The organism is Betaproteobacteria bacterium, assembly GCA_016713305.1.
In the GTDB taxonomy this organism is placed as follows: Bacteria; Pseudomonadota; Gammaproteobacteria; order Burkholderiales.
Genome location: JADJPK010000007.1, coordinates 239821 through 266314, shown reverse-complemented (window position 1 = coordinate 266314; position 26494 = coordinate 239821). Strand labels below are relative to the sequence as shown.

Genomic DNA, 26494 nt, shown 5'->3' with positions numbered 1-26494 from the left:
AGGCCCCCGCGGCCGCCTTCCTCATTCACCCCGGAGCACCGGAGGATCCACACCGACGCGGACGGCGCCCCAATGCCTTCCGCCGATCGTGATCGGCAACGACAGGTCGTTCAGCAGTTCGCCCGTGTCGCGCAGATAGGTCTGGAGCAGGCTTTCCGCGTGACTCCGCGCGGCGTTGATGGCGGTGTCGTCGTTGAAGATGCGCTTGTCGCGGCTCGCCACGAGATCCTTCGCCGGGTCGCCGGTCGGTGCCTGCGAATACTGGCGATTGTGGGTGGGCGCGTAGCCGTTCTCGTCCACGCATATCGCGAACCGGCAGCCCTGGAGGTCGGAGACAACGCCATCTCCGAGCCGCTGAAGCTCCGTCTCGCAGGCCCGGTCGTACGCCGTGCGGTACTTCGCGGGATTGCTGCCGGGTATCTGCTGGTAACTGCGGTCGAAAACGTTCGTCCCCTGCGCCTGCTGGCTCGCGAGATAGTTCTGCACGTCGTCGCGATACTGGCGCGCCCTGCCCATGATCCTGTCGAATACGGTGTCGCCGAGCCGGAACTGCGAACCCAGCTCCAGAATGCGCTCGGACGCCCCGCGGACTTCCCGGGACCGCGAGTGCGCTTCCTTCATGTGCGAGGTCACTGCCGCGCTGGCGTCGTGGATCTGACCCACGTTGATGTGGATCGCCTCGTTCGACACGCGAACGGCCTCGATGGACTGAAGCATCCCCTGCAGTTCGTCGTGCATCGATTCGAAGGAGGCGACCATGCGCTCGAAGTTGTCGCTCGATTCGCGCACCACGGTCACGGTCCGGGTCGTGTCGTCGTGGATCTTGTCGGTGTCCGCGGCGGTGGTTTCGACCAGATGAATCATCTCCCCCGTGCTGCTGGAGATGGTGGCGGTGGCCGACTTCACCTTCTCGGCCAGCTTGCGCACCTCGTCGGCCACCACGGCGAAACCGCGGCCGACTTCACCGGCCCGCGCCGCCTCGATGGCCGCATTGAGCGCCAGAAGATTGGTCTGATCCGAGATGTCGTTGATCAGCACACCGATGTCCCGGATGGATCGCGAATGGTTGGAAAGCTGGGCAACCGTATCCTTGAACGCCGCGATGCTCTTGCGCACCGTCTCCATGCGTCCGGCGACATCCCGCAGCTGAGTCGAGGAAGCGCGCGCGGACTCCAGGTTCTGGGTGGTGTTCTCCGCAACGCCCTCGGCCTGGCGGCCCATGGTCACCACGGCATCCGTGACGAGCTGGCTCTGATCGAAGATCCGGTCCGACAGCTCCTTCTGCAGGGTGGCCTGAGCGGCGGCGGCATCCGTCTCCTTGGTCATTCGCGCTGCGGCCGCCGCCACGTCGATGCCGCCCTTGCGAGCCAGCCCGACGAAAGCCCCCATCCGATCCGCGAGCCTGGACAGTCCCGCCGAGTCTCCCGCCCCCCGCGCGCCGGACAATCCGGACATGTCGCCCGTCCTGCACGCCGTCTCGACCGCCTCGTCGAGCGAGGCTCGGGGGCCCACGTGGGAACGGGCAATCCACATCGATCCGAACACGCCGAAACCCGAGGCGACCGCCAGCCCGACCGCCGTCGTCCATACGGGTCCCACCCCCGACCAGTGCAGAGCGACCGTCACCAGGACCGGCACAAGCGCCATGATCAGGTGAGCGGCATGCAAGCCACCCATCGCGCCATCCGGATGCTGAACCCTTTGCTGCATGAGCTTTCCCCTCTTACGGCGTTCGCATGCGTCCCGGCCCGACGCATTGATGAGCCACGGAGCGCGGACGGGGCAGCGCGAGCGCGAACGAGAGGCTCGGCGGCACGGAAGATCTCCGGTGACCGGAGTGCAGAACGGAGACGGCGGGACAAACTTTAGCGGGCCGGATCGCACGATTCGGCAAGAAAACAGCCGGCGAACGGCGCGCGATCCCTCAGAGATCTGCCAGGGCCCGGATGTGCGCGGTCACCGATCGGCCGAGAGCGTGCAGCTCGTAGCCGCCTTCCAGGATCGACACGATCCTGCCCCCGGCATGGTCATCCGCCACGGACATGATGCGACGCGTGACCCACGCGTAATCGTCTTCGACCAGTCCCAGGGAAGCCATGTCGTCGTCTCGATGGGCATCGAACCCGGCAGAAATGAAGATCATCTCCGGGGCAAATCGCTCCAGGGCAGTCATCCAGACCTCGTCCACGACCTGGCGGAACTGCCGGCCGGTGCTGTACGCAGGCAGCGGGACGTTCACCATCGTGTCGGAACGCCCTTCGATCCCGCTGTACGGGTAGAACGGATGCTGAAAGGTCGACACCATCATCACCCGCGGGTCATGAGCGAAGATGTCCTCGGTGCCGTTGCCGTGGTGGACGTCGAAATCCACGATCGCCACCTTGCCGAACCCGTGCGCCGCCAGCGCATGCGCGGCAGCCACGGCGACATTGTTGATGAAGCAGAAGCCCATGGCGCGTCCGCGCAGGGCGTGGTGCCCGGGAGGACGCACGTTGCAGAACGCGTTGCGCGCCTGCCGGCCCGCCACCAGATCGGTCGCGAGCACCGCCGCTCCTGCCGCCCGCCACGCCGAGCGCAGGGTGTAGGCATTCATGGCGGTGTCGGGATCCAGGTGCACCACGCCATGCCCGGGACTCGATGCCTCGAGGGCATCCAGGTAGGCAGGATCGTGCACGCGCTCCAGGCATTCGCGGCTCACCACCGGCGCGTCGTGCACGTCGAGAGCAGGAAGAATTCCGGAGGCAATGAGCTGGTCTTCGACCGCACCGAGCCGGGCCGGACACTCTGGATGACCCCGTCCCATGTCGTGCCGCGAACAATCGTCGTGTCGGATGAAGGCGGTGTGCATGCTCTTCGGGAAGTGCGGGAGCGCCGGCCTGCGGCGCTCCAGGCAAGGGGCTGTCAGACCTTCAGCAGCACTGCGCCGGTGGTCTTGCGCGCCTCGAGATCCGCGTGGGCCTGCCCGGCATCGGCAAGCGCGTACTCGTGCACCAGATCCGCCGACATGACGCCCTTCTCCAGCGCGGCATACAGACGGGATGCCATCTTCTCCCGGTCCTCTCCGACGAAATAGTGGAAGACGGCCGGTCGCGACACGGTGTTCGACTTGCCGAAGAGCTGGGAGATCTGGAAAGGTTCGATGGGTCCGGAGGCCTGACCGAAATTGACGAGGTGGCCGCGCATGGCCAGCGCCTCCAGGGATCCCTGGAACGTGTCCTTCCCGACCGAGTCGTACGCGACATTCACGCCCTTGCCACCCGTGATCTCGCGGACACGCTCCACGAAGTTCTCGCTGCGATACAGGATGGTGTGATCGCACCCGGCCTTCTTCGCCAGTTCCGCCTTCGCTTCGCTTCCCACCGTTCCGATCACCATCGCACCGCGGTTCTTCGCGAGCTGGCACACGTACCGGCCCACGCCGCCAGCGGCAGCATGCACCAGCACGGTGTGTCCTGCCTTCACCGCGAACACGTCGTCGACGAGCATCAGCGCGGTGAGGCCCCGCAGAAAGGTCGCCGCGATCGTCCGGTCGTCGAGGGTGCCGGGCAATTTCACCAGCAGGTCTGCATCGATGAGGCGATCGCTCGCGTAACCTCCGTACTTGTTCGTGAGGTAGCTCACGCGGTCTCCCGCTTTCACGCCGGTGACATCCGCCCCGACCGATTCCACCACGCCCACGCCCTCCAGACCGGGAATTCCCGGCAGTGGCAGCGTCTTGTAGAGACCCGACCGCACGTAGCAGTCGTGGAAGTTCACGCCAATCCAGGTCTGGCGGATCCTGGCCTGGCCCGGGCCGGGATCGCCGACCTGGATGGACTCGGCCTTCAGAACCGAAGGCGGCCCGGGTTCCCGCAAGATGATGGCTTGTTGCATTGCGACTCCTGTCTTCGTCGTTGGGGGCAGGAGCCTCGGAAGACCGCGGTGACCCGGCCCTGGCCCGATCGACCGCCCGTAGATGAAGCGGCCGCTCCTGCCCCATGGATAACCATGGTTGCGTGAGGCCGGATTATGCGGGATTCCGAGCATTCCTCGTGGGGTGAACGCCGGGACGGTCCGACCCGCGACAAAGGCTGACGGCATCTCGGGCCGGATCCTTCGCCGGCGCCCGTCCAGTCGACCCGACGCCGGCTTTCCACTGGCATATCCGACAGGACGGTTCTGCTACCATCCTGCCGACAAAATCGCCGGACATGCGCACTTGCGCCTCGATACGGGCGACCCGCGGTGTCGGCGCACCCCGCATGTTTTCCAGGGCAACCACCATGACGCGCGTTCTTTTCCTCCTCCTCCCCGCGGTCCTGCTTCTTTCCGGTTGCCCTTCCATACGGGAAAGCAGACCCCTCGCAGATGCGCTGAGGGATGGCGTTCACCTCGAGCGCTCTTTGCCGAAGAAGATTCCGGACAGGGCATCGAAGGTGCCTCATTCGCAATATGTCCTCATCCGCAACGAAAGTGCGGTCGGTCTGCTGGTCCCCGTACCGTTCGTGGCCGATGTGGTGGAGAACGCCGCCAACGATCACGCCGCCGCAGCGTACGAAAAGAAGTATGGGCACGTCGATCCTTACCGGATTGTGGCCGACGCCATGAACGGCAGCCCCGTCCTTGCCAAGGGCGACGCCGGTCTGCCTCTGCAGCCGTTTGCCTTCCTGCAGGAGTGCGTGGACGACCGCTTCCGGGTGACGCTGGTGGCACACCTGGAATCGGGCGAAACGATGGGTCGCTATCTCATCCATCTGCCCGGCACCTATTCTCCGGGCGAGATTGCAGACCCGCCGGCCGAGGTACTGGACCGCCTGGCGACGGAGCTTCGGGCCGCCGCCATCCAGCTGAGGGAACTCGTGGAACGCGGCGCACGAAATCAGCTGCGCCCGAGCGGGGTGCGGGCGGACGTCGGAAGCCTTCATCTGGTGGGTGGGCGCGCCGTCGGACTCATGCCTCCCTCTCTCCTTCGCGCCAAGGACGCGGACCTCATCGAGGAAGGCAGCGACTACATCATCGTGCGCATCAAGGGAGACGTCTCTCTTCCCGCATCGACGGGCGGGCTGATGTTCGGCGTCCACCGGCTGCGGAAGGACCAGCTCCACACGTTCGAGAAGCACCAGGGCACATCGTGACCCTTTCCGTGCGCGACGTCCCGCGCCAAGGGCACCTGGATAGCCTGCCGCGTGTCTTGGCGGTCGCCGCCTCCGCGCTGGGGCTCTATGTCTGGGGTGCGCTCCGTTCCCCCTACAAGTACGCCGACCCCGAGTTCATCCTCCACTACTTTCCCACGGAACTTCAGGTCGCCGTGCTGCTTCTCGTGGCTACGCTCGCCTGGTTTCCCGCCAGATACCTCAGCTGACACGCCCCGTCCCCCGTATTCTCGAGCGGGGCGCTCCCCCTGTTGATCCTGCTCATTGCCGCCGCGGGGGCCTGGTTCAGCGTGCGCTCCAGCCTGCCAGCGAACGTGGGAACGGACGTGCACCGTTCTCTCCGGGTGCTGGGAACCACCGTTCTGGTGGGCATCAACGAGGAGTGGCTGTTCCGGGGGGTAGTAATGGCCGCACTGTGCCGGCGCCTGGGTCTGAAGCGCGGAGCCCTGATCTCGACCGCCCTGTTCGGGACGTTCCACATGATGAACGTCGTGGCCGGAGAACCCCTGCACCTTGCGGTCCTGCAGATGTGCATCACCACGTTGATGGGAGCCATCTTCGCGCTCGCGGCCATCGCCACGCGGTCACTGCTTTGGCCGGCCCTCGGTCACGCCCTCTACGACTTCGCGGTGCTGGAGATATCCCGGTTGAACACCCTGGGCGCCACCGCCTGGCCGGCCCTCGGTCTCACGGTTCTCGGCGGAATGCTCGGCCTCGTCTGCATCGCGCGACTGTTCCGATTGGAAGGCAGCTCACCCTACGGCCGGGACTGAACTCCAGTCCGGAACGGTCGCGGTCTGCGGCGCATCTATTTCAGCAGCAGCGCGGGGTCGAAGCCCACGCGCAGCGCACCCCAGTGCCGGCCCTGGATACGGATGGGCATCGACAGATCGTCGAGGAGTTCGCCGGTGTCCCGCATGTAGGACTGCAGCAGCGAGTCGGCTTCGTTGCGCGCAGCGCGAAGCCCGGTGTCATCGTCGAACTTGCGCTTCACCCGGCTGTGCAGAAGGTCTTGCGCCCGGTCGCCCGTGAGCGGCCTGGAAAACTTCGTGTTGTGCGAAGGCGTGTACCCGTTGCGATCCACGCAGAAGCTGTAGCGCAGCCCTTCCATCTCGCTCAGCACCTCGTCGAGATAACGCCGCAGCCCCGTCTCGATGCGCTCGTCGTAGTTCGTGTGGAAACGTGGCGGGTCGCTGTCGAGGATCTGGCGGTACTGCGTGTCGAACAGATCGAGGCCCGACTCGGATTCCTTCGCGAGCCACGACTCGATGCGGTCCCGGTAGTTCGACGTGATGTCGAAAATCCGGTCGAACGAACTGGATCCCAGCCTGAATCTGGCCACGAGACCCTGGACGCGCTCGGTGGCATCCCGCAGCTCCCGCGACTGCGTGAGCGAATCGGTCATCTGTCGCGTCACTTCCCGCGACAGCCCATGGATGTCCCTCACCTTCGAGTGAACATCCTGATTGGTGCCGTCCAACTGGACGATCGCCCCCGTGATCTCCTCGAGCTGGCCGCTCATGGTGTTGAAGTCGCGCACCATGGTCTCGAAGTTCTGTGACGACTTCTCGACGACGCGCCGGGTCTCCTGTGCGTCGTCGTTGATCTTGCCCGTCTCGACGAGCGTGTTCTCCACGAGGTCGATCATGTTGGACGTGGATTCCGCGATCACGCCCGTGGCGGACTTGACCTTTTCAGCGAGCTTCCGGACTTCGTCCGCAACCACCGCGAATCCTCGTCCCACCTCGCCGGCTCTGGCCGCTTCGATGGCCGCATTGAGGGCCAGGAGGTTTGTCTGATCGGAAATGTCGTTGATCAGCGCGCCGATGTCGCGTATGGAACGGGAGGTGGTCGCCAATTCCTGCACGGTGCCGTTGAAGGCGCTGAGCCGATCGCCGATGCCCTGGATGCATTCCACCACGCCCAGAAGCTCGTCATAGGAGTGCCGCGCCGCCTCGAGGTTCGTGCTCGTCGAACCGGCGATGGACCGGGCGTGCTGATTGACCGTGGCCATCGCACCGCTCACCTCGTTGCTCGATTCGAAGATCACCTCGGTCAGCTGGCCCTGGCCGCGCGCGCTGTCCGCCGTCCCCTGCATGAGCTTCGACATGCGGCATGCCCCGATGGCGATGCTGACGCTCATCTGCCGCGTGTCGGTGACCATCGTCCGGATCTGCTGCTGCAGCGCAGTCACGCCCTCGGCCAGCGGCTCGAGCGCCGATCCTCCCACCTCGGGAACCGGCCGGGACAGATCGCCCCGCGCCTGGCTCAGAGTGCGCACGTGTTCGCTCAGGGCGGTCAGCGGGGCCGTCAACGAACGGCGGATCCACCACAGGTAACCGCCTCCCACGACCAACGCGGCTGCGCAGGCAAGCGACGGCAGAAGAGCCGTCTGGCTATCGGAAACGGCCCTCCAGCTGGCAAGCAACGTCAGCCCATGCAACAGCAGCAGCGTACCGGTGAAGATCACCGGCGTCAGGAAGATGCGGTCCCGTCGAGAAACGGTCTTGGGTGGCGTGGACAACGTGGCGTTCAAGGGAACCCTCCGTGTGGGTGTGCCGGAAACAGGCCTCTGCGGGACATGCGGCAAGAACGGTTTTCGGATGGCCCGATGGGAACTTTAGGCAAATGGCGCAAGGCTGAATGGAAAATCTGCCGTGCATGCCCGGCTGGGATCGGGACCGCCAGAATCCGCGCGGGGCGGGCTTCCGTGCACCCCAGGAGAAAGGAGCCGTCCGAAGCGGGCCCCGGCAGCACGGGCCGCCTCGGCCGGAGGCCCGATCTCGCCCTCGCCTCCCGCCCGGCCATCGTCCCCTCGCGACCGCCAATCGATCCGCGCACGTTTGCCGGACCTTCCCTAGAATGTCGGTATGCCGTTCGCACGCCGCCATCCGCTATCCCGCCTGTTCGAGCCGGAGATCGTTGCCCTGGTCGGAGCCAGCGACAACGTCCTGTCCGCGGGAGGAGCCGTCCTGCGGCAGATGCGAGGCGGTCCCTTCCGCGGCACGCTCCTGCCGGTGAATCCTCGCCATGCCACGGTGGCCGGACTCAAGAGCTATCCGCGTCTTGCCGATCTCCCCGTACAGCCCGATCTCGTGGTGATTGCCACGCGTGCGGACACGCTGCCCGACATCGTGACCGAGGCGGCGTCCATCGGTGCGGGCGCCGCTGCCATCCTGACGGCCGGGCTGGGAACCGACAGGGCGGACAACAACCGGATCCTCGCGCGAATCTGCGCGACCGCGCAGAAGTCGGGACTCAGGCTGCTCGGTCCCAATTCGCTGGGAATCGCACGGCCCTCGTCGGGATTGAACGCCACGTTCGGGCTTGCCCCCGTCGCGCGTGGAAGCGTCGCCCTTCTCTCGCAGTCGGGCGGACTCACCAGCGCCGTGCTCGATCGTGCCGCCACGGACGGCGTCGGCTTCTCGAGCGTCGTATCGCTCGGTAATCAGCTGGACGTCGGGTTTGCCGAGGCGCTGGACTTCCTCACGCTCGACCTCGAGACCGAAAGCATCGTGATGTACGTGGAAGGTGTGAAGCACGCCCGCCGCTTCACGAGTGCCTTGCGGGCCGCCGCGCGCATCAAACCCGTGGTCGTGCTGAAGAGCGGCCGGGGCCCCGCCGGATCCAAAGCGGCCACCACGCACACTGGCGCACTCGCAGGCCCCGACGAGGCGTTCGACGCGGTGCTTCGCCGCTGCGGCGCCGTGCGGGTGGCCGGCTTCCTGCAGCTCTTCGCAGCCGCCAAGTATCTTTCTTCGCGCTATCGTCCAGTGGGCAGACGGCTCGCCGTGATCACCAACGGCGGCGGGCCGGGCGTGATGGCGGTGGACCGCGCGTCCGACATGGGGCTCACGGTCGGCCCGCTGTCGCCCGGGACCATCGCGGAACTGGACCGCAAGCTGCCGCCACACTGGTCGCGCGACAACCCGGTCGATCTGATGGAAGATGCCCGACCCGACTTGTACCGTCACGCCATCGGCGCATGCCTGGAGGACCCTGGTGTCGACGGACTCCTCGCCATCGTCACGCCACAGGCCATGAGCGACCCTGCCGCCGTGGCCGGCATCGTCAAGGAGGCCGCGGAACGGGCCGCGAAGCCGGTGATCGCATGCTTCATGGGGGAACTGAGCGTGCGCGAACCGCTGCGGGCACTGCACGCCGAGCGGCTGCCGACATTCCAGTCCCCGGAACCCGCGGTGGAAGCGTTCGCCGCGATTGCGGGCTTCTACGAAAACCAGCGTCTGCTCATGCAGGTGCCCGGTCCGCTGTCGATACAGGAGAAGTCACCGGACGTCGAGGGCGCCACGATGATCATCGACAACGCGATCGGCCAGGGGCGGACCGTGCTGTCGGAATCGGAGACCAAGGCGGTGCTCGCGGCGTTCCACGTCTCCGTGGCACCGGTTGCCATTGCCACGGATGCGGTGGCGGCGATCACGGCGGCCCAGCAGTTCGGCTTTCCCGTGGCGCTCAAGGTCAACTCGCCCGACATCACGCACAAGTCGGACGTGGGCGGTGTGTGGCTCAATCTCCAGGACGGTCGCCAGGTCAGGGAGGCCTTCCAGCGCATCGTCGAGGACGTGCAACTGGCTCAACCTGGAGCCCGCATCGAAGGCGTGGCGGTCGAACCCATGGCCGTCAAGCGGCACGGGCGCGAACTCATGATCGGTGTGTCGACGGATTCCGTGTTCGGTCCGGTCATCGCATTCGGTGCGGGAGGCCGCGAAGTGGAAATCGTCGCGGACCGCTCGGTGGCGCTGCCCCCTCTCAACGGCATGCTGGCCCATGCGCTCATCGCCCGCACGCGGGTGGCCGGGTCGCTCGATGCGTGGCGAGGCTGGCCCGCCGCCAGCATGAGCGCCATCGAGGAGACGCTGCTGCGAGTCTCGGAACTCGTGTGCGAGATTCCTGCCATCGAGTCGCTGGACATCAATCCGCTCATTGCGGACGAAACGGGGGCCGTCGTGGCCGACGCGCGCATGGTCGTGAAGAGTTCCGGCCCCCGGTCCCGCGGCCGCTATGAACACATGGCCATCTGCCCCTACCCCACTCATTTGACCCGGGAGTGGAGCTGGCCGGACGGGCGCTCCGTGACCGTGCGTGCCATCCGGCCGGAGGACGCGGAAATGGAGCAGGCCTTCGTGCGCGGGCTTTCGGAGGAGTCCCGCTACTTCCGCTTCGTCAACGCGATGAACGAACTCTCCGAGCGGATGCTCGTGCGATTCACGCAGATCGACTACGACCGCGAACTCGCCCTGATCGCGGTGGTACACGACGGCGTCCCCGACGAACAGATCGCGGTCGCGCGCTACGTGATGACGCCGGAGGAGCACACCTGCGAGTTCGCCATCGCCGTGGCGGACGGCTGGCACGGCAAGGGCATCGGCCGCCGGCTGATGTCCGCGCTGATGGAAGCCGCCCGGGACCGCGGCCTCGAAGTGATGGTCGGCTTCGTGATGAGCCACAACACCAGGATGCTCCATCTCATGTCCGACCTGGGTTTCGAGGTCGGACCCGACCCCGACGATCCTTCCATGCGCCGCGTGCGCCGTGACCTCACCACATGGCGTGGACTTGCCAAACCGGCTTGACCCCCATTGGCCGCGCGAACGATCCGGTGCGCCGGGTTGTCATTGGGCAGGTGATCCGGAGGCGGCCTTCCCCCTCCGTCGTCCGCCCTGATGCCACGCTCCAGACAAGGCCCCCGATATGGCTCATGACATCCGGGTTCCGCTAAAGAACGGGGGCGAAGACCCGCAAATGCTCCAGAGGGCGACGGCGGCAGGAGCCGGCCGGCCCCAGAAGACGCGCGCGATCCGCCCAACCAACAACACGCCGGAGCCCGGAAGCGTTCCATGACTCGCGAAATCGAATCCATCCTCGACGCCGTAGGCGCCATCGTCCTCGGCAAGCAGCAGCAGCTGAAACTCACCGTCGCCTGCATCCTCGCACGCGGCCACCTACTGATCGAGGACCTGCCGGGCGTGGGAAAGACCACGCTGGCCCACGCGCTCGCCAAGGTTCTGGGGCTCGACTTCCAGCGAGTCCAGTTCACGGCCGACCTGCTCCCGACCGACATCCTGGGCATGTCCGTGTTCAACCGGGACAGCGGCACCTTCGAGTTCCATCCCGGCCCGGTCTTTTCCCAGGTGGTGCTGGCGGACGAGGTCAACCGTGCCACGCCCAAGGCGCAGAGCGCCCTGCTGGAGGCCATGGAAGAGCAGCAGGTCACGGTGGAGGGCCAGACGCGGCGACTGCCGGAACCTTTCTTCGTCATCGCCACGCAGAATCCCTCGCATCAGGTCGGGACCTTCCCGCTGCCCGAATCGCAACTCGACCGCTTCCTGATGCGCATTCGCCTGGGCTACCCGGATGCCAGCGCGGAACGCGCCCTGCTTGCGGGGGAAGAACGCCGTGCCATGATCGCCGCCATGTCACCCGCCCTGGACCCGAAATCGCTGATCTCGCTGCAGCAGCAGGCGCGCGCCGTGCACGTGGCCCCTGCGTTGCTGGACTACGTCCAGGCCATCCTCGCGCACACGCGACGTTCGGCCGAGTTCGCCAGCGGCCTCTCGCCACGCGCCGGTCTCGCGCTGCTCAACGCCTCGCGGGCGTGGGCATTCATGGACAACCGCACGGCCGTGCTGCCCGAGGACGTCCAGACCGTCTTTTCCAGCGTGGCCGGCCACCGGCTCATCGCGGCGAGCACCAACGCGGCGAGCACGGGCGACGAGGCGGCTGCCCGCGTGATCGCCTCGGTACCGATCCCCTGACCGGCACGCCCCGCCGGCGCCGCAGGCTCCGTCCGTGAAGTTCGCCTCTCTTTCGCTGCGCGCACGTCCCCGCCCGCAACCGGCGCCCGGGGAAGGCCGCGAGCCGGTCGTGCTCACCCAGAACCGCGTCTACATCCTGCCTTCGCGCATGGGCGGCATGTTCTGTCTCACGCTCGGACTGATGCTGCTGGGGTCGATCAACTACAACCTCGGGCTGGGCTACGTGCTCACGTTTCTCTTGGCCGGCGTGGGTGTGGTGAGTCTGCTGCACACGTGGCGCAACCTCGCGGGACTGGACATCCGTCCGGGCCGTCAGGAGAACGTGTTCGCCGGCGACCACGTCCGCTTCCGCGTGTCGATCCGTAACCCGACCGAGCTTCCCCGCTTCGCAGTCGGTCTGCGCCGCAACCACGAGTTCGCCCAGTTCACCAACGTGCCGGCGCGAGACGAATCCGAATCCTTCGTCGAGATGGTCGCCCAGACCCGCGGCTGGCTGGAACCGGGCCGCATGGAAATCGCGACCAGCTATCCGCTCGGACTTTTCCGGGCCTGGAGCTATCTGCGCTTCTCCCAGCGTGCGCTCGTCTATCCGCGCCCGGAGACGGGCGCCCCGCCGGTGCCATCGTTCGTATCGCAGGCCGGGTCGGGTCCTGCATCCGCAGGCGGGGAAGACGACTTCGCCGGTCTGCGCGACTATCAGCGTGGCGACTCGCTGAAGCGGATCGCGTGGAAGGCGATGGCCCGCCGCGACATGCCCGTCACCAAGGAATTCTCCGGGGGACCATCGCGCGCCCAGCTGCGGCTCGACTGGCGCGACTGCCCGCAGGACTTCAATACGGAACGCCGGCTGTCGCGCCTCGCGGCCTGGGTGGTGCGCGCCGACTCCTCCGGAATGCCCTATTCGCTGCACGTTCCGGGCATGGACATCCCCAGTTCGAGCGGACCGGCCCAGCGTGACCGGTGTCTCGAGGTCCTGGCACTGTTCGGCCGATGAGAAAGCGCAAATCCGCACTGCTGGAGGCCGAAGCGCTCACGACGCATCGCGTGGTATCCCTGATCGGATGTCTCGCCCTCGTGCTCGCCCCGCACGCCCTGCGCGTGCCGCTGTGGATATCGGCGTTGGCGGTCGCCACCATGGGTCTGCGCGCGGCCTTTGCCTGGCGCGGCTATGGGCTCCCCAAGACCTGGATGCTCGCGGTGCTGGCCTTGGCCGCGGCTGCGGGCACATGGCTCTCCTACGGCATGCTGTTCGGCCGCGACGCCGCCGTCGCCCTGCTGATCCTCATGATGTGCCTCAAGCTCATGGAACTGCGCACGGCGCGCGATGCGAACGTCGTCGTGTTCCTGGGCTACTTCGCCGTCATCACGAACTTCCTGTACTCGCAGGCCCTGACGATGGGTCTGTATCTCCTGATCTGTGTCTGGCTGATCACGGCCTATCTGATCGGCATGCAACGGCAGGCAGGCCCCCGGTCCATCCCGGCATTGCTGCGCCATTCCGCACTGCTGCTCGCCCAGGCGGTGCCGGTGATGCTGGTGCTGTTCCTGCTGTTCCCGCGCATACAAGGGCCGCTCTGGGCGCTGCCGCACTCGTCCACCGGCGGCATGTCGGGGTTGTCCGACTCCATGTCGCCCGGCAGCCTGTCGAGTCTCAGTCTCTCGGACGCCGTGGCCTTCCGCGTGGAGTTCGAATCGCCCCCGCCGCAGTCGTCCCGGCTCTACTGGCGCGGTCCTGTCATGTGGGACTTCGACGGCCGTACGTGGCGCGTGGGCGAAGGCAGCATGAGTTTCCGGCGCGAGGCACGTGTCACGGGAGAACCGCTTCGCTATCACGTCACGCTCGAGCCGCACAACATGCGCTGGATGTTCGGCATCGACATCCCGTCGGACCGGCCCGAGTATGGCCTCATCTCGTCGGATTTCGAGTTGCTCTCGCTGCGGCCCATCCGCACGCGCGTGCGTTACCCGATGAGTTCCTACCTGAACTACCGGATGAGCCTCAACGAATCGCAGGGCATTCTCGCGCGCGCGTTGCGGCTGCCTCCGAGCTTCAATCCGCAGGCCGTAAAGCTCGCCGAATCCTGGCGGGCACAGTCTTCCGACCCGAACGAGATCATCCGGCAGGCGCTGACCCTGTTCCGCGAGCAACCCTTCTTCTACACCTTGGTTCCGCCGGAGCTGGGCACGCACAGCGTGGACGAATTCCTGTTCGGGACCGGCGCGGATTCTGCGAGCATTTCGCCTCCAGCTTCGTCGTGCTGATGCGCGCCGCCGGCGTTCCTGCGCGGGTCGTGACGGGCTATCAGGGGGGCGTGTTCAACCCCGTGGGCGGTTACATGATCGTGCGCCAGTCCGACGCCCACGCCTGGGCGGAAGTGTGGCTCGACGGATCGGGCTGGGTTCGCGTCGACCCGACGGCCGCCGTGTCGCCGCAACGGATCGAAGCAGGCATGGCCGCCGCGGTCCCCGCCAGCGATCCCCTGCCGCTGCTCGCGAGAGCGGACAACGAGTGGTTGAAGCGCATGCGGTTCGCCGTGGACACGCTGACGAACGGATGGAACCAGTGGGTGCTGGGTTACACCCAGGAACGTCAGCTGGCCATGCTGTCGGAACTCACCGGGCGGCAGGTCTCGTGGCGAGGCGTGGCCTTCATGCTCATCATCGCGACTGCGATCGTCATCACCTTGCTCACGCTCATCGCTCTGCGCCGGCACCGCCCCAAGGTGCGCGACCAGGCTCTGTCCGCTTGGAACACCGTATCCAGAAAGCTTTCCAGACGAGGCCTGGGACGCGAGCCGCACGAGGGCCCGCGCGACTACGTCGCTCGCATCGCCGCCTCGCTCACCCCGGCCCAGGCGGCCGCGCTCGGTGCTATCCAGTCCCTCTACATCCGTGTGCGATACGCCAGCGAAACGAGCGGCAGCGAACTGGCGGAACTCAAGCGGGCCGTCAAGGAGTTCGACGTCTAGGAAAGTCGCAACAGCAGCACTCAGCCCGGGACGAGGCCCGAGGTGGTCAGGTGGCAATGCGCGGCCGGCACACCGAACAACGGCGCAGTGATGCACCTCAGGCGAAGTCCGCCGGACACTCCCCAGAATGAGACTCCCTGTGCGCTGAGCTTTGCCGGACTGAAGCCCATGTGCGGGACCGGCGAGACCCGCCTCCGGTGCACGGACCTCCCCGCGGGTCCGGGTTGCCAGAGGTGGGCGCGCCTTGCAGCGTGTCGATCGCGACATCACTTGCAGTACCGCAGTCCGCCTACCCCGACCCTGTCGCTCCTGCCAGGAACCAGGCCGCTTTCACAGACCTGAAATCCGACGCTTGTACTGTCGCTCGGCCCCATCGTAAGACGACACGACAAGTCGTATGACGATATGGCACATAACCCCGAGACCATGCGAAAAGGAGTCACCTGTGAGCAGCAATCTGCACCCTGATGGCAAACTGAATCCGCACGACACCGTCACGAACGATTCCGGAAATCCGAGCATTCTGGACCTGATCGAGGAGCGGAACCTGTCCCGCCGCGATTTCCTCAAAGGCTCCACCGGCGTTTCTGCCGCGGCCTTGCTCGGCGGCGTTTCCTGATAGCCTGACGAGCCACGCCGAAGCCGCTCCCGCCCCTCCGGCGCCATCGGCTTCTCGCCAGTCTCCGCGAAGTCCAGCCGACCGATGCCGTACAGTCCCATCGGGCTAAGCGCAAAGTGCTGGTGGCCTGGGGGACTGACCGCGCTCCCACTGGGCCCCGCGGGCGCTGGCGAGCGACGCAGTTGCATTGCTGGCGCCCACACCGACGGGATGCTTCTTCCCATTCCCTGGCGGGGACCTCCGGGCTGTCCAGCCCCGTGGCCTGCTGGTGACCAACAGCGAGTATGTCGATCCCGCATTGGTGAACAACATCAAGCCTGCCGCCGACTATGCCGCCGAAACCCCTACGCTGGAGATGGTGCGCGCGCAACGGCCGCCCATGGCGTGAATGTCGTCGAGGTGCGCAAGATCGGCGGTGACTGGAAGGTGCAACGTCCTCCGCATTCAACCGCCGCATCACGGGCAATACTCCCTGCAAGATCAGTGGACCAGCCGCCGGACACTCGATGATGAAGACGGCGGCTGACCCACGGGGACTCTGGTCCTGGGCAATGAACAACTGTGCCACGGTTACACCCTGGGACACCTATCTCACGTGCGAGAAAACTGGAACGGCTACTTCTCCAACGAAACCGGTGACGTCGAGGGGCTACGAAACCTGGACCGCAAGTTCATCATCACAAGGGACAATCCCGCTACGGCGTGGTGAAGGGCGGCTTTGGTTACCGCTGGCACGAAGCCGACCAACGCTTCCGAGCTGACTTGCACCCCAACGAGCCGCACCGCTTCGGGTGGGTGGTGGAAATCGATCCGTGGAACCCCAACAGCGTTCCGGTGAAGCGTACCGCGATGGGTCGAACCAAGCACGAGAGCGCCCAGGTCGTGGTGGACAGGAATGACCGGGTCGCCTTCTACATGGGTGACGACGAACGCAACGAGTATGTCTACAAGTTCGTCTGCGCCAACAAGCTCAATCGCAAGAACCGGGCGGCCAACCGCGACATGCTGGACCAGGGCACCCTGTTTGTGGCCAAGTTCAACGCAGACGGCACGGGCGTCTGGATGCCTCTGGTGTGGGGTCAGAACGGTCTGACCGTGGCCAATGGTTTCAAGGACCAGGCCGACGTACTGATTCGCTGCCGCCAAGCTGCCGACCGCCTGGGCGCCACCATGATGGACCGCCCCGAGTGGGGCGCGGCACATCCGGTCACGGGCGAGGTGTACATGACCATGACCAACAACAACCGGCGACGTGCCACCCGCACGCGACCGACCCGGTTTCAACAACCCCGACGGCAGCACCAGTGCCGGCCTTGCGCGACCTGCCCGACGCGGCGAATCCGCGCATCGACAATCGCTATGGCCACATCATTCGCTGGCGAGATGGCGTGGGCCATGGCCTGGATGTTGCCGCCACCACCTTCCAATGGGACCTGTTCGTCCAGTGGGGGACAGTCAGGATCGGACCCCACCATCAGGGCAACATCAACGGTGACGACTACGGCGCACCGGACGGCCTCTGGTTCGACAAGGACGGTCGGCTGTGGATCCAGACCGACCGGGCCGGTGACGCAGCGGGCGACTGGGCCAACATCGGCGGCAACGTGATGATGTGCGCGGATCCGTCCACCGGTGCGACGAAGCGCTTCCTGACCAGCCCGAAGAACTGCGAAGTCACCGGCGTCGTCGGCACTCCGGATGGCAGAACCCTGTTCGTCGGGATTCAGCACCCCGGCGAGGACTGGTCTGTCAATTTCACCGAGAGATCCACGTGGCCCGACAGCGGAGCCAACGGACTCACCACCCACAGCGAGCGCACTCAGGTCTACAAGCCCCGCTCAGGCGTGGTGGTGATCACCAAGCAGGACGGTGGCGTGGTCGGTTCCTGATCCGACCAGGATTTCGTGCAACGGGGTGGCGGCGGCCTCGTCGCCATTCCCCATTTGACAGGATTGATCATGAACATCAAGAATCTGATTCTGGCCTCCACCCTGGCCATCGCCGCCTGCCCACGCCGCGCTGACTCACGATATGGCCGACATCGGCGTGCCCAACGTGATGGTGGACTTCGAAGCCTATGACGGGTACGCCACCCTGGGCCCGGAAATCATCTCTTCCGGCATCACCTTCACCGGCGACATGGGTTCGATGCTCGGTGCCTTCATCGCCGATCTCGGTACCAACGGCATCTGGGGTCCAATCACTTCGCTGCCACCGATGCCGTGGGCGAACTCCGATTCACTTTCGACCAACTTGCGGCCAGTGCGGGCGCGTTGGTCAACCATGTGGAACTCGGCGATCTGTTCCTTTCGCCGTGGTGGTTTCCGCCTACGGTGACAACAACCAGATCATCGAGTCGCACACATTCAGCGTGAATACCGACGAATTCGGCTACAACGAAGGCGTGTTCCTGGGCATCACGCGCGACGCTGCCGATATCCGCTCGATCTCATTCAAGGGCAATTCCGTGGTGGTGGACAACCTGATGGTTGCCGTTCCCGAGCCCGAGACGTATGCCATGATGCTGGGCGGTCTGGGCTTGCTGGGCCTCGTAGCACGCCGCCGTCGCGTCCTGGCGCGGTTTCTCTCGCGACGAAAACGGCCGCCTGGGCGGCCGTTTCCTGCCGGTCGTGTTCCGAATGCAGTCAGACGCTAGCGGACTACCTTGCGGCATCGGATCATGCCGCCATTGCCCGGTCTCAGGGACAACGTCTGGACCGGGTGCTGCCTATTGCGGCAACGTTCCCAGCGGATCCACCGGCTTGCCGAAACGGCGCACCTCGAAGTGCAGGCCCACCCTCGCGGCACCGGTGTCGCCCATCTCGGCGATCTTCTGATTGCGCTTCACCATGTCGCCTTCCTTCACCATCACGCTCTGGTTGTGGGCGTACACCGACAGATAGGTCTCGTTGTGCTTCACGATGACCAGATTGCCGTAACCGCGAAGCCCGCTGCCGCTGTAGACGACCTTGCCGTTCGCCGCCGCCGCCACCGGCTGCCCCGCTTTGCCGCCGATGCCGATGCCTTTCAACCGGCCGGCATCGCCGAAGCGATACAGCAGTTCGCCCCGCACCGGCCACACCCATTCCACCGCTTCGTCGTCGACCGGTTCCTTGTCCACCGAAGCCTTGGCGTCTGGCTCCGAAGGCGGGGGCGTCGACTTGCGTGGGGGCTCGGCAGCGGTGGCCGGGGCGGACGTGGCCTGCGTGCCCTTGAGTTGTGCCAGGGCCTGCTCGGAATAGGGCAACGCGAGAGCCTTCGGCGCGGAAAAGACAGGAACCTTGCCATCGACCGTCTTGGTGGCATGGGCATCACTGGCGGCAGGTGCCGGTGGCAAAGGCTCCGATTCGATGGTGCTGCGGATCGCGACGGGCTTGATCTCGGTTCCGGCGGGAGGAAGCACCGCCTTCGGCGCAGGAGGCTGCAGGCGCAGGCGCTGGCCCACGAGAATGCGAGACGGGTCCTGCAGATCGTTCCAGTTCGCGATGTCGCGGTAGTCGAATCCGAAATCCAGTGCGATACCGAACAGGGTGTCGCCCCGTTGCACGACGTAGTATTCGGGCCGTTCGTCGCCCTTTCGCCTGGACACCCGGGATGCCGCCATCGGCTTCCCGGAGGGCCTGGACGCCGAGGGTGTGCCGCCCGGCGAGTGAATGGGCTGTTCGTTCCACGCACAACCGCCTGCGAACATCACGAACAAGCACAGGGCAAAGACCCGGACGCGGGCCATCGTCAGACGCGGGTACCCGGCAGCAAGGGCACGAAATTGACGACCTCCAGCACTGTCTCGACCAGGGATCGCTCGGTGCGCTCCACCACGACCAGACGCTGCTCCTTGGTACCGATGGGCAGGACGAGCTTGCCCCCGACTTCCAGTTGGGCCGTCAGGGCCTCCGGAATGACGGTGGCCGCCGCTGCCATCACGATCGCATCGAAGGGTCCCATCTGCTCCAGGCCCAGTTGACCATCCGCGTGCTTGAGCTTGATGTTGGCAAAACGGAGTTCGCGCAGGTTGCGGCGGGCCTTGCCGAGCAGGGCCGCGATGCGCTCGACCGAATACACTTCCCGGGCGATCCGCGACAGCACCGCTGCCTGATAGCCGCAACCGGTGCCCACTTCCAGCACCCGATTGAGATGGCGCCCGGCCCGCGCGAGTTCCACCATGCGCGCAACGGTGAGAGGCGCGGAGATCGTCTGTCCGAATCCGATGGGGAGCGAGAGATCCTCGTAGGCCCGGCTCTGCAGCGCCTCGTCGACGAAGATGTGACGCGGCACCTCGGCCATCGCCGTGAGGACGATCTCGTCGCGAATGCCCTGTTCCCGCAGTCGCTCGACCATGCGCAGCCGCGTGCGCTGCGATGTCATGCCGATGCCCAGATGCCGGGAATCCACGGATGTCAGCCTCAGCCGCCTATCCAATCCCGGACTGCGTCGATCTGCCCGAAATGGGTGAGATCGATCTGCAGCGGCGTGACCGAAACGTACCCTTCGCCTACCGCGTGGAAATCCGTACCTGGCCCTGCATCGGCCGCGCCACCCGCGGCTCCGATCCAGTACACGGTATCGCCGCGCGGGTTCTGCGACTTGATGACCGACTCGGCCTTGTGACGCTTGCCCAGCCGCGTGACGCGCAGTCCCTTGAGGGACTCGTGGAGCACGTCAAGGACGTTCACATTCAGAAGGAACGGCGCCGAAGGCCGCTGGTCGATCACCCGCTTCACGAGTTCCGCGGCAACCCGGCCCGCCGTCGCATAGTGTCCCCCGTGACGGCTCGCGAGCGACATGGCGATCGCCGGGACCCCGAGGAGGAATCCCTCCGTGGCCGCGGCCACCGTGCCGGAGTAGATGGTGTCGGCCCCCATGTTGGTCCCGTGATTGATGCCGTAGACCACGATGTCGGGCAGCTCGTCGAGCAGGCCGGTCACGGCCAGATGCACACAGTCGGTGGGCGTGCCGTTGACGTAGAAATAGCCGAGATGGGACTTGCGGACCGCGAGCGGTCGATCGAGCGTAAGGGAGTTGCTAGCGCCGGACCTGTCCCGCTCCGGCGCGACCACGGTAAGGGTGCCAAGAGGTGCGAGCGCTTCCGCCAGGGCCTGAAGGCCGGGAGCGAAGTATCCGTCGTCGTTACTGAGGAGAATCCGCATGGCGGGCCGGAACGATGGCGATTTCACCGGTCATTCGCGCCCGAATCGCACGACGAGGCACCCGGCACGGTGACGCCGATGCGCTTGCGCACGGATCACCGAAGAACTGGTCGGGGCGAGAGGATTTGAACCTCCGACCACCTGCACCCCATGCAGGTACGCTACCAGGCTGCGCTACGCCCCGAAGACCGCGAGTATATCGGAGGGCGCGCCCTCCCAGAAACGCAATTGACGAGAAGCGGACAGCCAGGAGAATGCGGCAGCAATGGGTGCGGAGGCAGTGAATGCGAGCGAACCGACGGCAGCAGTCGTTCGTCACACCGTCAGCAGTTCGATGACACCACGGATCTCGTCGCGCAGCGTCGACAGCACGTCTTCCCGCTTCTCGGTGACCGGCTCGGCCTTCGCGCTCTCGTCTTCCTCGCTTTGCGCGAGGCGATGCCTGGCACCGCTGATCGTGAAGCCTTCCTCGTAGAGCAGTTCGCGAATGCGGCGGATCAGGAGGACTTCGTGATGCTGGTAGTAACGGCGATTGCCCCGGCGCTTGACCGGCTTCAACTGGGTGAATTCCTGCTCCCAGTAACGAAGCACGTGCGGCTTCACCCCGCACAATTCGCTTACTTCGCCGATGGTGAAGTAGCGCTTCGCCGGGATCGGCGGCAGGACGATCTCGCCGTTATTCGGACTGTCCATGGTAGTTCTTTTCCACCATGGCCTTCAGCTTCTGGCTCGCGTGAAACGTCACGACGCGGCGGGCCGTGATGGGGATCTCTTCACCCGTCTTGGGATTGCGTCCGGGACGCTGCGGCTTGTCGCGAAGCTGGAAGTTGCCGAAGCCGGAGAGCTTGACGCCCTCCCCGTTTTCCAGCGCCACCCGGACTTCCTCGAAGAACATCTCCACCATGTCCTTCGCTTCACGCTTGTTGAGGCCGACCTTCTCGAACAGCAGGTCCGCGAGCTCCGCCTTGGTCAGAGTCATGGTGTGCCTTATTTCCTCAACTGTGCACCGAACGAGCGTTCGAGCAACGTAATCGCGCGTGCCATCACGTCGTCTGCTTCAGCGTCCGTGAGGGTCCGACGAGTATCTTGCATAAGGACTCGGAACGCAAGACTGCGCTTCCCATTTTCCACGCCTTTTCCGCGATATACGTCAAAAACCTCGACGCTCTCCACGATTTCCGGGAGACCCTTCCGCAGGGCTTCAAGCAAGTCGCCTGCCGGTATTCCTGCATCCACCACGACCGCGAGATCGCGTTGTACCGAGGGCAGCTTCGACACTTCCCGGAAGACCGGGATGAGGCGTCGCGTGAGCAGTTCCCCGTCGAGTTCGAACAGCATGACGGGTGACGGAAATTCGTACTTCTGCTGCAGGCGCGGGTGAAGTTCGCCGATCCACCCGGCAATGGCTCCTTCCACGATCACGTTCGCCGCGCGCCCCGGATGCAGCGCCGGATGCCGAAGAGGCGAAAAGGAGGCGATCCGCGGCGACAGCAGTTCCTCGACGTCTCCCTTGACGTCGAAGAAGTCCACGGTCCGGCGGGGCTCGCCCCACTGTTCCTCCGACTCGGATCCGAAGGCTGCGCCGGCCACACGCAGGGGCTGCCGGATGCCTGCGACCTCGAGGGGGCCGTCGCTCACCCCGGCGTCCCGCAGGAACACGCGCCCGATTTCGAACACGCGAACCCGCGACTGCTTGCGGTTGAGGTTGTAGCGGATGTTGTCGGCAAGGCCCGCGATCAGGCTCGTGCGCATCACCGACATCTGCGAGGCGATCGGATTCAGCACCTTGATGGGATCGGTGCAACCGCTGAAATCCGCCTCCCATTGCGCGTCCACGAAACTGAAGTTCACGACTTCGTGGTACCCCAGATCCGCCAGCGCGCCGCGGATTCCGTGAACGGGGCGGCGCGCCTCGGGCTTTCCCCGCATGGCGGCTGGAACGACGGGAGGTTCGGTGGGGATCCGCTCGAACCCGTAGACGCGCGCGATTTCCTCGATGAGATCCTCTTCGATGTTGATGTCGAAGCGGAACGACGGCGGGGTGACCACATAGGTGCCGTCGCGTTCGCCCAGCGGGCGATACTCGTGGGCCAGACCGAGACGGCGAAAAATGTCCCCCATCTCCTCGTCGGTGATCGGCACGCCGATGACCTTGCGCGCCCGGGCAGTGCGCATGGCGACCGGCGTCCGGGAAGGGAGCGCCGCGATGACGTCGGTCACCGGTCCGGCTTCGCCTCCGCAGATGTCCAGAATGAGTTGCGTGGCGCGTTCGATGCCGTCGACGTTATTGTCGAAATCCACGCCGCGCTCGAAGCGGTGGGAGGCGTCGCTGCCGAAGTTGTAACGGCGCGCACGGCCCGCGATGGCCTCGGGAAAGAAGAAAGCCGCCTCGAGAAGGCAATGCTTCGTGTCGAGATCGGCCTTGGTCGTCTCCCCGCCCATGATGCCGGCCAATCCGATCGGTCCGCGATCGTCGGTGATCGCGAGAACGTCCGGCTCCAGCGTGACGGTCTGTCCGTTCAGCAGTTCCAGCGTTTCGCCGCTGCGCCCGAAGCGCACGTCGATCGGCCCCTGCAGCTTGTCCACGTCGTACACGTGCAGCGGTCGGCCGAGTTCCAGCATCACGTAGTTGGTGACGTCCACCAGTGCGGAGATCGAGCGCTGGCCGGCCCGCTCCAGACGCGTGCGCATCCAATCCGGCGTGGGCGCGACCGCATTCACGTTGCGGATCACACGGCCGGTGAAGCGGCCGCAACCGGCGGCATCGCTGATCTTCACCGGATGGCGGGCATCGCTCACAGCCGGCACGGGCGCAATGACCGGCGGCGCAAGAGGCGTCCCGGTGAGCGCAGCGACTTCACGCGCGATTCCCAGCACCGACAGGCAGTCCGCGCGATTGGGGGTGAGCTTGATGGTGATGCGGTGATCGTCCAGATCCAGGACCTCGCGCACCGGGCGGCCGATCTGCGCACTGTCCGGAAGCACCAGCAGCCCGCTGTGGTCCTCCGACAACCCCAGTTCGCGGGCCGAACACAGCATCCCTTCGCTTCTCGACCCCGCGCATGCTCGCCCGCCGGATCACCATGGAGTCCGCGCCGTCCTCCGCCGGAAGATGCGCCCGATCATCGCCAGCGGCGCCTTCATGCCCGCGGTGACGTTCGGCGCGCCACACACGATGGTGAGAAGCGTGCCGGTTCCCGCGTCGACCTTGCAGACCTTGAGCCGATCGGCATTGGGATGCTTCTGCGCCTCGACGACCTGGCCGACGACGATCCCCTCGAAGGGCTTCGCGACGGGCTCGCACTCCTCCACTTCGAGGCCGGACATGGTGAGCAGATGCGTCAGATCATCCGTTCCGAGCGGCGGATTCGCGAGACTACGAAGCCAGCTTTCCGAGAATTGCATGGGTTACCTCACGCGAACTGCCGGAGGAAGCGCAGATCTCCCTCGAAGAACAGACGCAGATCGTTCACGCCGTAGCGCAGCATGGTCAGACGTTCCAGGCCGGAACCGAAGGCAAAACCGATGTAGCGCTCGGGATCCAGGCCGAAGTTGCGGATCACGTTCGGGTGCACCTGACCGGATCCGGAAATCTCGAGCCAGCGGCCTTCGAGCGGCCCCGACCCGAACGCCATGTCGATCTCGGCCGATGGCTCGGTGAACGGAAAGAACGAAGGCCGGAAGCGCACCTTGAGCTGGTCGGTCTCGAAAAAGCGCCTGAGGAAGTCCGTATACACGCCCTTCAGGTCCGCGAAGCTGATGTTCTCGCCGATCCACAGCCCCTCGACCTGGTGGAACATGGGCGAGTGCGTCGCATCGGAATCGACGCGGTAGGTGCGCCCGGGTGCGATCACCTTGATGGGAGGCTGATGCATGCGGGCGTAGCGCACCTGCATCGGGCTCGTGTGGGTCCGCAGGAGCAGTCCGCCTTCCACGTAGAAGGTGTCGTGCATCGATCGCGCCGGATGATTCTCGGGCTGATTGAGCGCCGTGAAGTTGTACCAGTCGGTCTCGATCTCCGGACCGTCCGCGACGTCGAACCCGATGGAGGCGAAGATCTCCTCCACCCGCTGCCACGTGCGCATGATCGGATGGATGCTGCCCCCGCCCCGCTTGCGGCCGGGCAGGGTGACGTCCACCGCTTCTTCCTTGAGGCGGGCATCCAGCGCGGCCTGGGCGAGCGCATCGCGCCGGAGGGACAGAAGGCTTTCGACGCGATCCTTGGCGGCATTGATGCGCTGCCCCGCCTCCTTGCGCTGGGACGGTTCGAGCTTTCCCAACCCCTTGGAGGCTTCCGTCAGCACACCGGACTTGCCCAGGAAGCGCGCCTTGACCTGCTCCAGCAGCGCTGCATCCTCGACTGCCGCAAAGGCCTGTTCGGCTTCGGCGACCACGCTGTCGAGTTCGTCCATGTTCTCCAGGGCCTGTCAGAAAAAGTGATGGCGTTCGTCACGGTGCACGCGAGTGCCACGCCGGGCCGGTGTCGCCCCGGCCGGAAAGCGCACGCGCCGGCACCCGATCCGGGCAGAACCGCTCGATGCCATGCGTCGAGGGGATTCGTAGTGTCAAAAAACGGAGGCCACGAAGGCCTCCTTTTTCTTCGCGGGCCGGAATCCTTACCGGCCGAGGCTCGCCTTGGCCTGGCTCGCCAGCTGCGCGAATGCGTCCTTGTCGAAGATCGCCAGGTCGGAGAGGACCTTGCGATCCACTTCGATGGCCGCCTTCTTGAGACCGTTCATGAACGTGCTGTACGTGAGGCCAAGATCGAGCGAGCGCGCTGCCGCATTGATCCGTGCGATCCACAGGCGGCGGAAAACACGCTTGCGATTGCGGCGGTCGCGATAGGCATACTGCCCGGCGCGCATGACAGCCTGCTTGGCGATCTTGTAGACGTTGCTGCGACGGCCACGGTATCCCTTGGCCTGGGCCAGCACCTTCTTGTGACGGGCCCGTGCGGTTACTCCACGCTTTACTCGCGGCATCTCGCTCTCCTCACGCGTAAGGCATCATGGCACGGACGGACTTCTCGTTCGACTCGTGCACCTGAGTCGAACCGCGCAGATGACGCTTGCGCTTCGTGGACTTCTTGGTGAGGATGTGGCGCAGGAAGGCCTTGCCCCGCTTGATCCCGCCACTGCCCTGTGCGCGAAAGCGCTTGGACGCGCTGCGCTTGGTCTTCATCTTCGGCATCGTGTACTCCTTGGTTTGCTGCGCTTGATAGGCGGCCCGCATGCCGCGGACGCTTAGACTGCCGGTCAGGCGCTTCTTTCGGGCCCTCCTTCGCCGTGAAGGACAGCCCGGAAAACCTCACTTCCGCATCACTTCTTCTTGGGCGCCAGCACCATGATCATCTGCCGGCCTTCGAGCTTCGGAAACTGCTCGACCACCCCGTGCGCCTCGAGATCCTGCTTCACGCGCTCCAGCAGCTTGATCCCGAATTCCTGGTGCGCCATTTCCCGTCCACGGAACCGCAGAGTGACCTTGGTCTTGTCGCCCTCGCCGAGAAAGCGGATCAGGTTCCGCAACTTGATCTGGTAATCGCCCTCGTCCGTGCCGGGGCGAAACTTGATCTCCTTGACCTGGATCTGCTTCTGCTTGAGTTTGGCTTCGTGCCGCTTCTTGGATTCGCTGTACTTGAACTTGCCGAAATCCATGATGCGGCAAACCGGCGGCTTCGCTGTCGGTGCGATCTCCACGAGATCGAGTTCTGCTTCCTCGGCCATCTGCGTCGCGACCGACAGGCTCACGACTCCGATGGGCTCACCGTCTGCACCGACCAACCGGACCTCCGACGCATTGATCTCGCCGTTGATCCGCAACTCGCGATCTTGAAGGATGGGTGTTACCTCCT

20 protein-coding genes, 1 tRNA gene and 3 pseudogenes are annotated in these 26494 nt (G+C 65.5%); 9 read left to right on the top strand and 15 right to left on the bottom strand.

Annotated features, from left to right (window positions below; translation table 11 throughout):
- Positions 1-21: 21 nt before the first annotated feature.
- The 3 genes from IPK20_09310 to IPK20_09300 form a co-directional block, all read right to left on the bottom strand.
- Positions 22-1710, bottom strand: a complete 1689-nt coding sequence (locus IPK20_09310) for a methyl-accepting chemotaxis protein (protein ID MBK8016882.1) — start codon at positions 1708-1710, stop codon at positions 22-24.
- A 214-nt stretch (positions 1711-1924) separates the two neighbouring features.
- Positions 1925-2848 carry a histone deacetylase family protein gene (locus tag IPK20_09305; GenBank protein MBK8016881.1) on the bottom strand — a complete coding sequence of 308 codons (924 nt, stop codon included), beginning with the start codon at positions 2846-2848 and terminating at the stop codon, positions 1925-1927.
- Between the two features lie 53 nt (positions 2849-2901).
- Entirely contained in the window at positions 2902-3873 is a 972-nt protein-coding gene (locus IPK20_09300) for a quinone oxidoreductase (GenBank protein MBK8016880.1), read from the bottom strand.
- A 389-nt stretch (positions 3874-4262) separates the two neighbouring features.
- On the opposite strand from IPK20_09300, the gene IPK20_09295 reads away from it, so the two are divergent.
- From IPK20_09295 to IPK20_09285, 3 genes are read left to right on the top strand one after another with little or no spacing between them, the layout of a single operon-like run.
- Positions 4263-5114, top strand: coding sequence for a hypothetical protein (locus tag IPK20_09295; protein ID MBK8016879.1), 852 nt, complete (start codon positions 4263-4265; stop codon positions 5112-5114).
- Positions 5111-5341 (top strand): hypothetical protein, encoded by a 231-nt coding sequence (locus tag IPK20_09290; protein ID MBK8016878.1) that lies wholly within the window; start codon positions 5111-5113, stop codon positions 5339-5341. Before IPK20_09295 ends, IPK20_09290 begins: the two co-directional genes overlap by 4 nt.
- A gap of 42 nt (positions 5342-5383) precedes the next feature.
- A complete protein-coding gene (locus IPK20_09285) occupies positions 5384-5905 on the top strand; it encodes a CPBP family intramembrane metalloprotease (GenBank protein ID MBK8016877.1) in 522 nt (173 codons plus the stop codon).
- Positions 5906-5940: 35 nt separating this feature from the next.
- Here IPK20_09285 and IPK20_09280 read toward each other — a convergent pair whose 3' ends face one another.
- A complete protein-coding gene (locus tag IPK20_09280) occupies positions 5941-7668 on the bottom strand; it encodes a methyl-accepting chemotaxis protein (GenBank protein ID MBK8016876.1) in 1728 nt (575 codons plus the stop codon).
- A 334-nt stretch (positions 7669-8002) separates the two neighbouring features.
- On the opposite strand from IPK20_09280, the gene IPK20_09275 reads away from it, so the two are divergent.
- The 6 genes and pseudogenes from IPK20_09275 (at position 8003) to IPK20_09250 (ending at position 18152) form a co-directional block, all read left to right on the top strand.
- Positions 8003-10726: a bifunctional acetate--CoA ligase family protein/GNAT family N-acetyltransferase gene (locus IPK20_09275; GenBank protein ID MBK8016875.1), complete on the top strand. Its 2724-nt coding sequence runs from the start codon at positions 8003-8005 to the stop codon at positions 10724-10726.
- A 264-nt stretch (positions 10727-10990) separates the two neighbouring features.
- On the top strand, positions 10991-11908 hold the full coding sequence (locus tag IPK20_09270) for an AAA family ATPase (GenBank protein ID MBK8016874.1): 918 nt from the start codon (positions 10991-10993) through the stop codon (positions 11906-11908).
- A 34-nt stretch (positions 11909-11942) separates the two neighbouring features.
- A complete protein-coding gene (locus IPK20_09265) occupies positions 11943-12902 on the top strand; it encodes a DUF58 domain-containing protein (protein MBK8016873.1) in 960 nt (319 codons plus the stop codon).
- Between the two features lie 745 nt (positions 12903-13647).
- Positions 13648-14877 (top strand): transglutaminase domain-containing protein, encoded by a 1230-nt coding sequence (locus IPK20_09260; protein MBK8016872.1) that lies wholly within the window; start codon positions 13648-13650, stop codon positions 14875-14877.
- A gap of 445 nt (positions 14878-15322) precedes the next feature.
- Positions 15323-17385 (top strand): annotated as a pseudogene (locus IPK20_09255) (PhoX family phosphatase).
- A 69-nt stretch (positions 17386-17454) separates the two neighbouring features.
- Positions 17455-18152, top strand: a pseudogene (locus IPK20_09250) (PEP-CTERM sorting domain-containing protein).
- Positions 18153-18224: 72 nt separating this feature from the next.
- On the opposite strand, the gene IPK20_09245 reads toward IPK20_09250, so the two are convergent.
- From IPK20_09245 to infC, 11 genes and pseudogenes are all read right to left on the bottom strand, one after another.
- Complete coding sequence (locus IPK20_09245) at positions 18225-19187, bottom strand: peptidoglycan DD-metalloendopeptidase family protein (GenBank protein MBK8016871.1); 963 nt, start codon at positions 19185-19187, stop codon at positions 18225-18227.
- 41 nt (positions 19188-19228) lie between these two features.
- Entirely contained in the window at positions 19229-19861 is a 633-nt protein-coding gene (locus IPK20_09240) for a protein-L-isoaspartate(D-aspartate) O-methyltransferase (GenBank protein ID MBK8016870.1), read from the bottom strand.
- Between the two features lie 38 nt (positions 19862-19899).
- Entirely contained in the window at positions 19900-20643 is a 744-nt protein-coding gene (surE, locus tag IPK20_09235; GenBank protein MBK8016869.1) for a 5'/3'-nucleotidase SurE, read from the bottom strand.
- 107 nt (positions 20644-20750) lie between these two features.
- A tRNA-Pro gene (locus IPK20_09230) sits at positions 20751-20827 on the bottom strand.
- A 131-nt stretch (positions 20828-20958) separates the two neighbouring features.
- Positions 20959-21336: a MerR family transcriptional regulator gene (locus tag IPK20_09225; GenBank protein MBK8016868.1), complete on the bottom strand. Its 378-nt coding sequence runs from the start codon at positions 21334-21336 to the stop codon at positions 20959-20961.
- Entirely contained in the window at positions 21320-21622 is a 303-nt protein-coding gene (locus IPK20_09220; protein MBK8016867.1) for an integration host factor subunit alpha, read from the bottom strand. Before IPK20_09220 ends, IPK20_09225 begins: the two co-directional genes overlap by 17 nt.
- 8 nt (positions 21623-21630) lie before the next feature.
- Positions 21631-24048 (bottom strand): annotated as a pseudogene (locus IPK20_09215) (phenylalanine--tRNA ligase subunit beta).
- Between the two features lie 8 nt (positions 24049-24056).
- Positions 24057-25055, bottom strand: a complete 999-nt coding sequence (gene pheS, locus IPK20_09210) for a phenylalanine--tRNA ligase subunit alpha (protein MBK8016866.1) — start codon at positions 25053-25055, stop codon at positions 24057-24059.
- Between the two features lie 204 nt (positions 25056-25259).
- The gene (gene rplT, locus IPK20_09205) at positions 25260-25625 is read right to left on the bottom strand and encodes a 50S ribosomal protein L20 (GenBank protein MBK8016865.1); all 366 of its coding nucleotides are present in this window, start codon (positions 25623-25625) and stop codon (positions 25260-25262) included.
- Between the two features lie 10 nt (positions 25626-25635).
- Entirely contained in the window at positions 25636-25833 is a 198-nt protein-coding gene (rpmI, locus tag IPK20_09200; protein ID MBK8016864.1) for a 50S ribosomal protein L35, read from the bottom strand.
- 128 nt (positions 25834-25961) lie between these two features.
- The gene (gene infC / locus IPK20_09195; GenBank protein ID MBK8016863.1) at positions 25962-26480 is read right to left on the bottom strand and encodes a translation initiation factor IF-3; all 519 of its coding nucleotides are present in this window, start codon (positions 26478-26480) and stop codon (positions 25962-25964) included.
- Between the last annotated feature and the right edge of the window lie 14 nt (positions 26481-26494).

Bases quoted from the DNA above. Each gene is read 5' to 3' on its own strand.
- IPK20_09310 (MBK8016882.1), bottom strand. From the start codon at position 1,710: ATGCAGCAAAGGGTTCAGCATCCGGATGGCGCGATGGGTGGCTTGCAT.
- IPK20_09305 (MBK8016881.1), bottom strand. From the start codon at position 2,848: ATGCACACCGCCTTCATCCGACACGACGATTGTTCGCGGCACGACATG.
- IPK20_09300 (MBK8016880.1), bottom strand. From the start codon at position 3,873: ATGCAACAAGCCATCATCTTGCGGGAACCCGGGCCGCCTTCGGTTCTG.
- IPK20_09295 (MBK8016879.1), top strand. From the start codon at position 4,263: ATGACGCGCGTTCTTTTCCTCCTCCTCCCCGCGGTCCTGCTTCTTTCC.
- IPK20_09275 (MBK8016875.1), top strand. From the start codon at position 8,003: ATGCCGTTCGCACGCCGCCATCCGCTATCCCGCCTGTTCGAGCCGGAG.
- IPK20_09270 (MBK8016874.1), top strand. From the start codon at position 10,991: ATGACTCGCGAAATCGAATCCATCCTCGACGCCGTAGGCGCCATCGTC.
- IPK20_09245 (MBK8016871.1), bottom strand. From the start codon at position 19,187: ATGTTCGCAGGCGGTTGTGCGTGGAACGAACAGCCCATTCACTCGCCG.
- IPK20_09240 (MBK8016870.1), bottom strand. From the start codon at position 19,861: ATGACATCGCAGCGCACGCGGCTGCGCATGGTCGAGCGACTGCGGGAA.
- surE (MBK8016869.1), bottom strand. From the start codon at position 20,643: ATGCGGATTCTCCTCAGTAACGACGACGGATACTTCGCTCCCGGCCTT.
- IPK20_09225 (MBK8016868.1), bottom strand. From the start codon at position 21,336: ATGGACAGTCCGAATAACGGCGAGATCGTCCTGCCGCCGATCCCGGCG.
- IPK20_09220 (MBK8016867.1), bottom strand. From the start codon at position 21,622: ATGACTCTGACCAAGGCGGAGCTCGCGGACCTGCTGTTCGAGAAGGTC.
- pheS (MBK8016866.1), bottom strand. From the start codon at position 25,055: ATGGACGAACTCGACAGCGTGGTCGCCGAAGCCGAACAGGCCTTTGCG.
- rplT (MBK8016865.1), bottom strand. From the start codon at position 25,625: ATGCCGCGAGTAAAGCGTGGAGTAACCGCACGGGCCCGTCACAAGAAG.
- rpmI (MBK8016864.1), bottom strand. From the start codon at position 25,833: ATGCCGAAGATGAAGACCAAGCGCAGCGCGTCCAAGCGCTTTCGCGCA.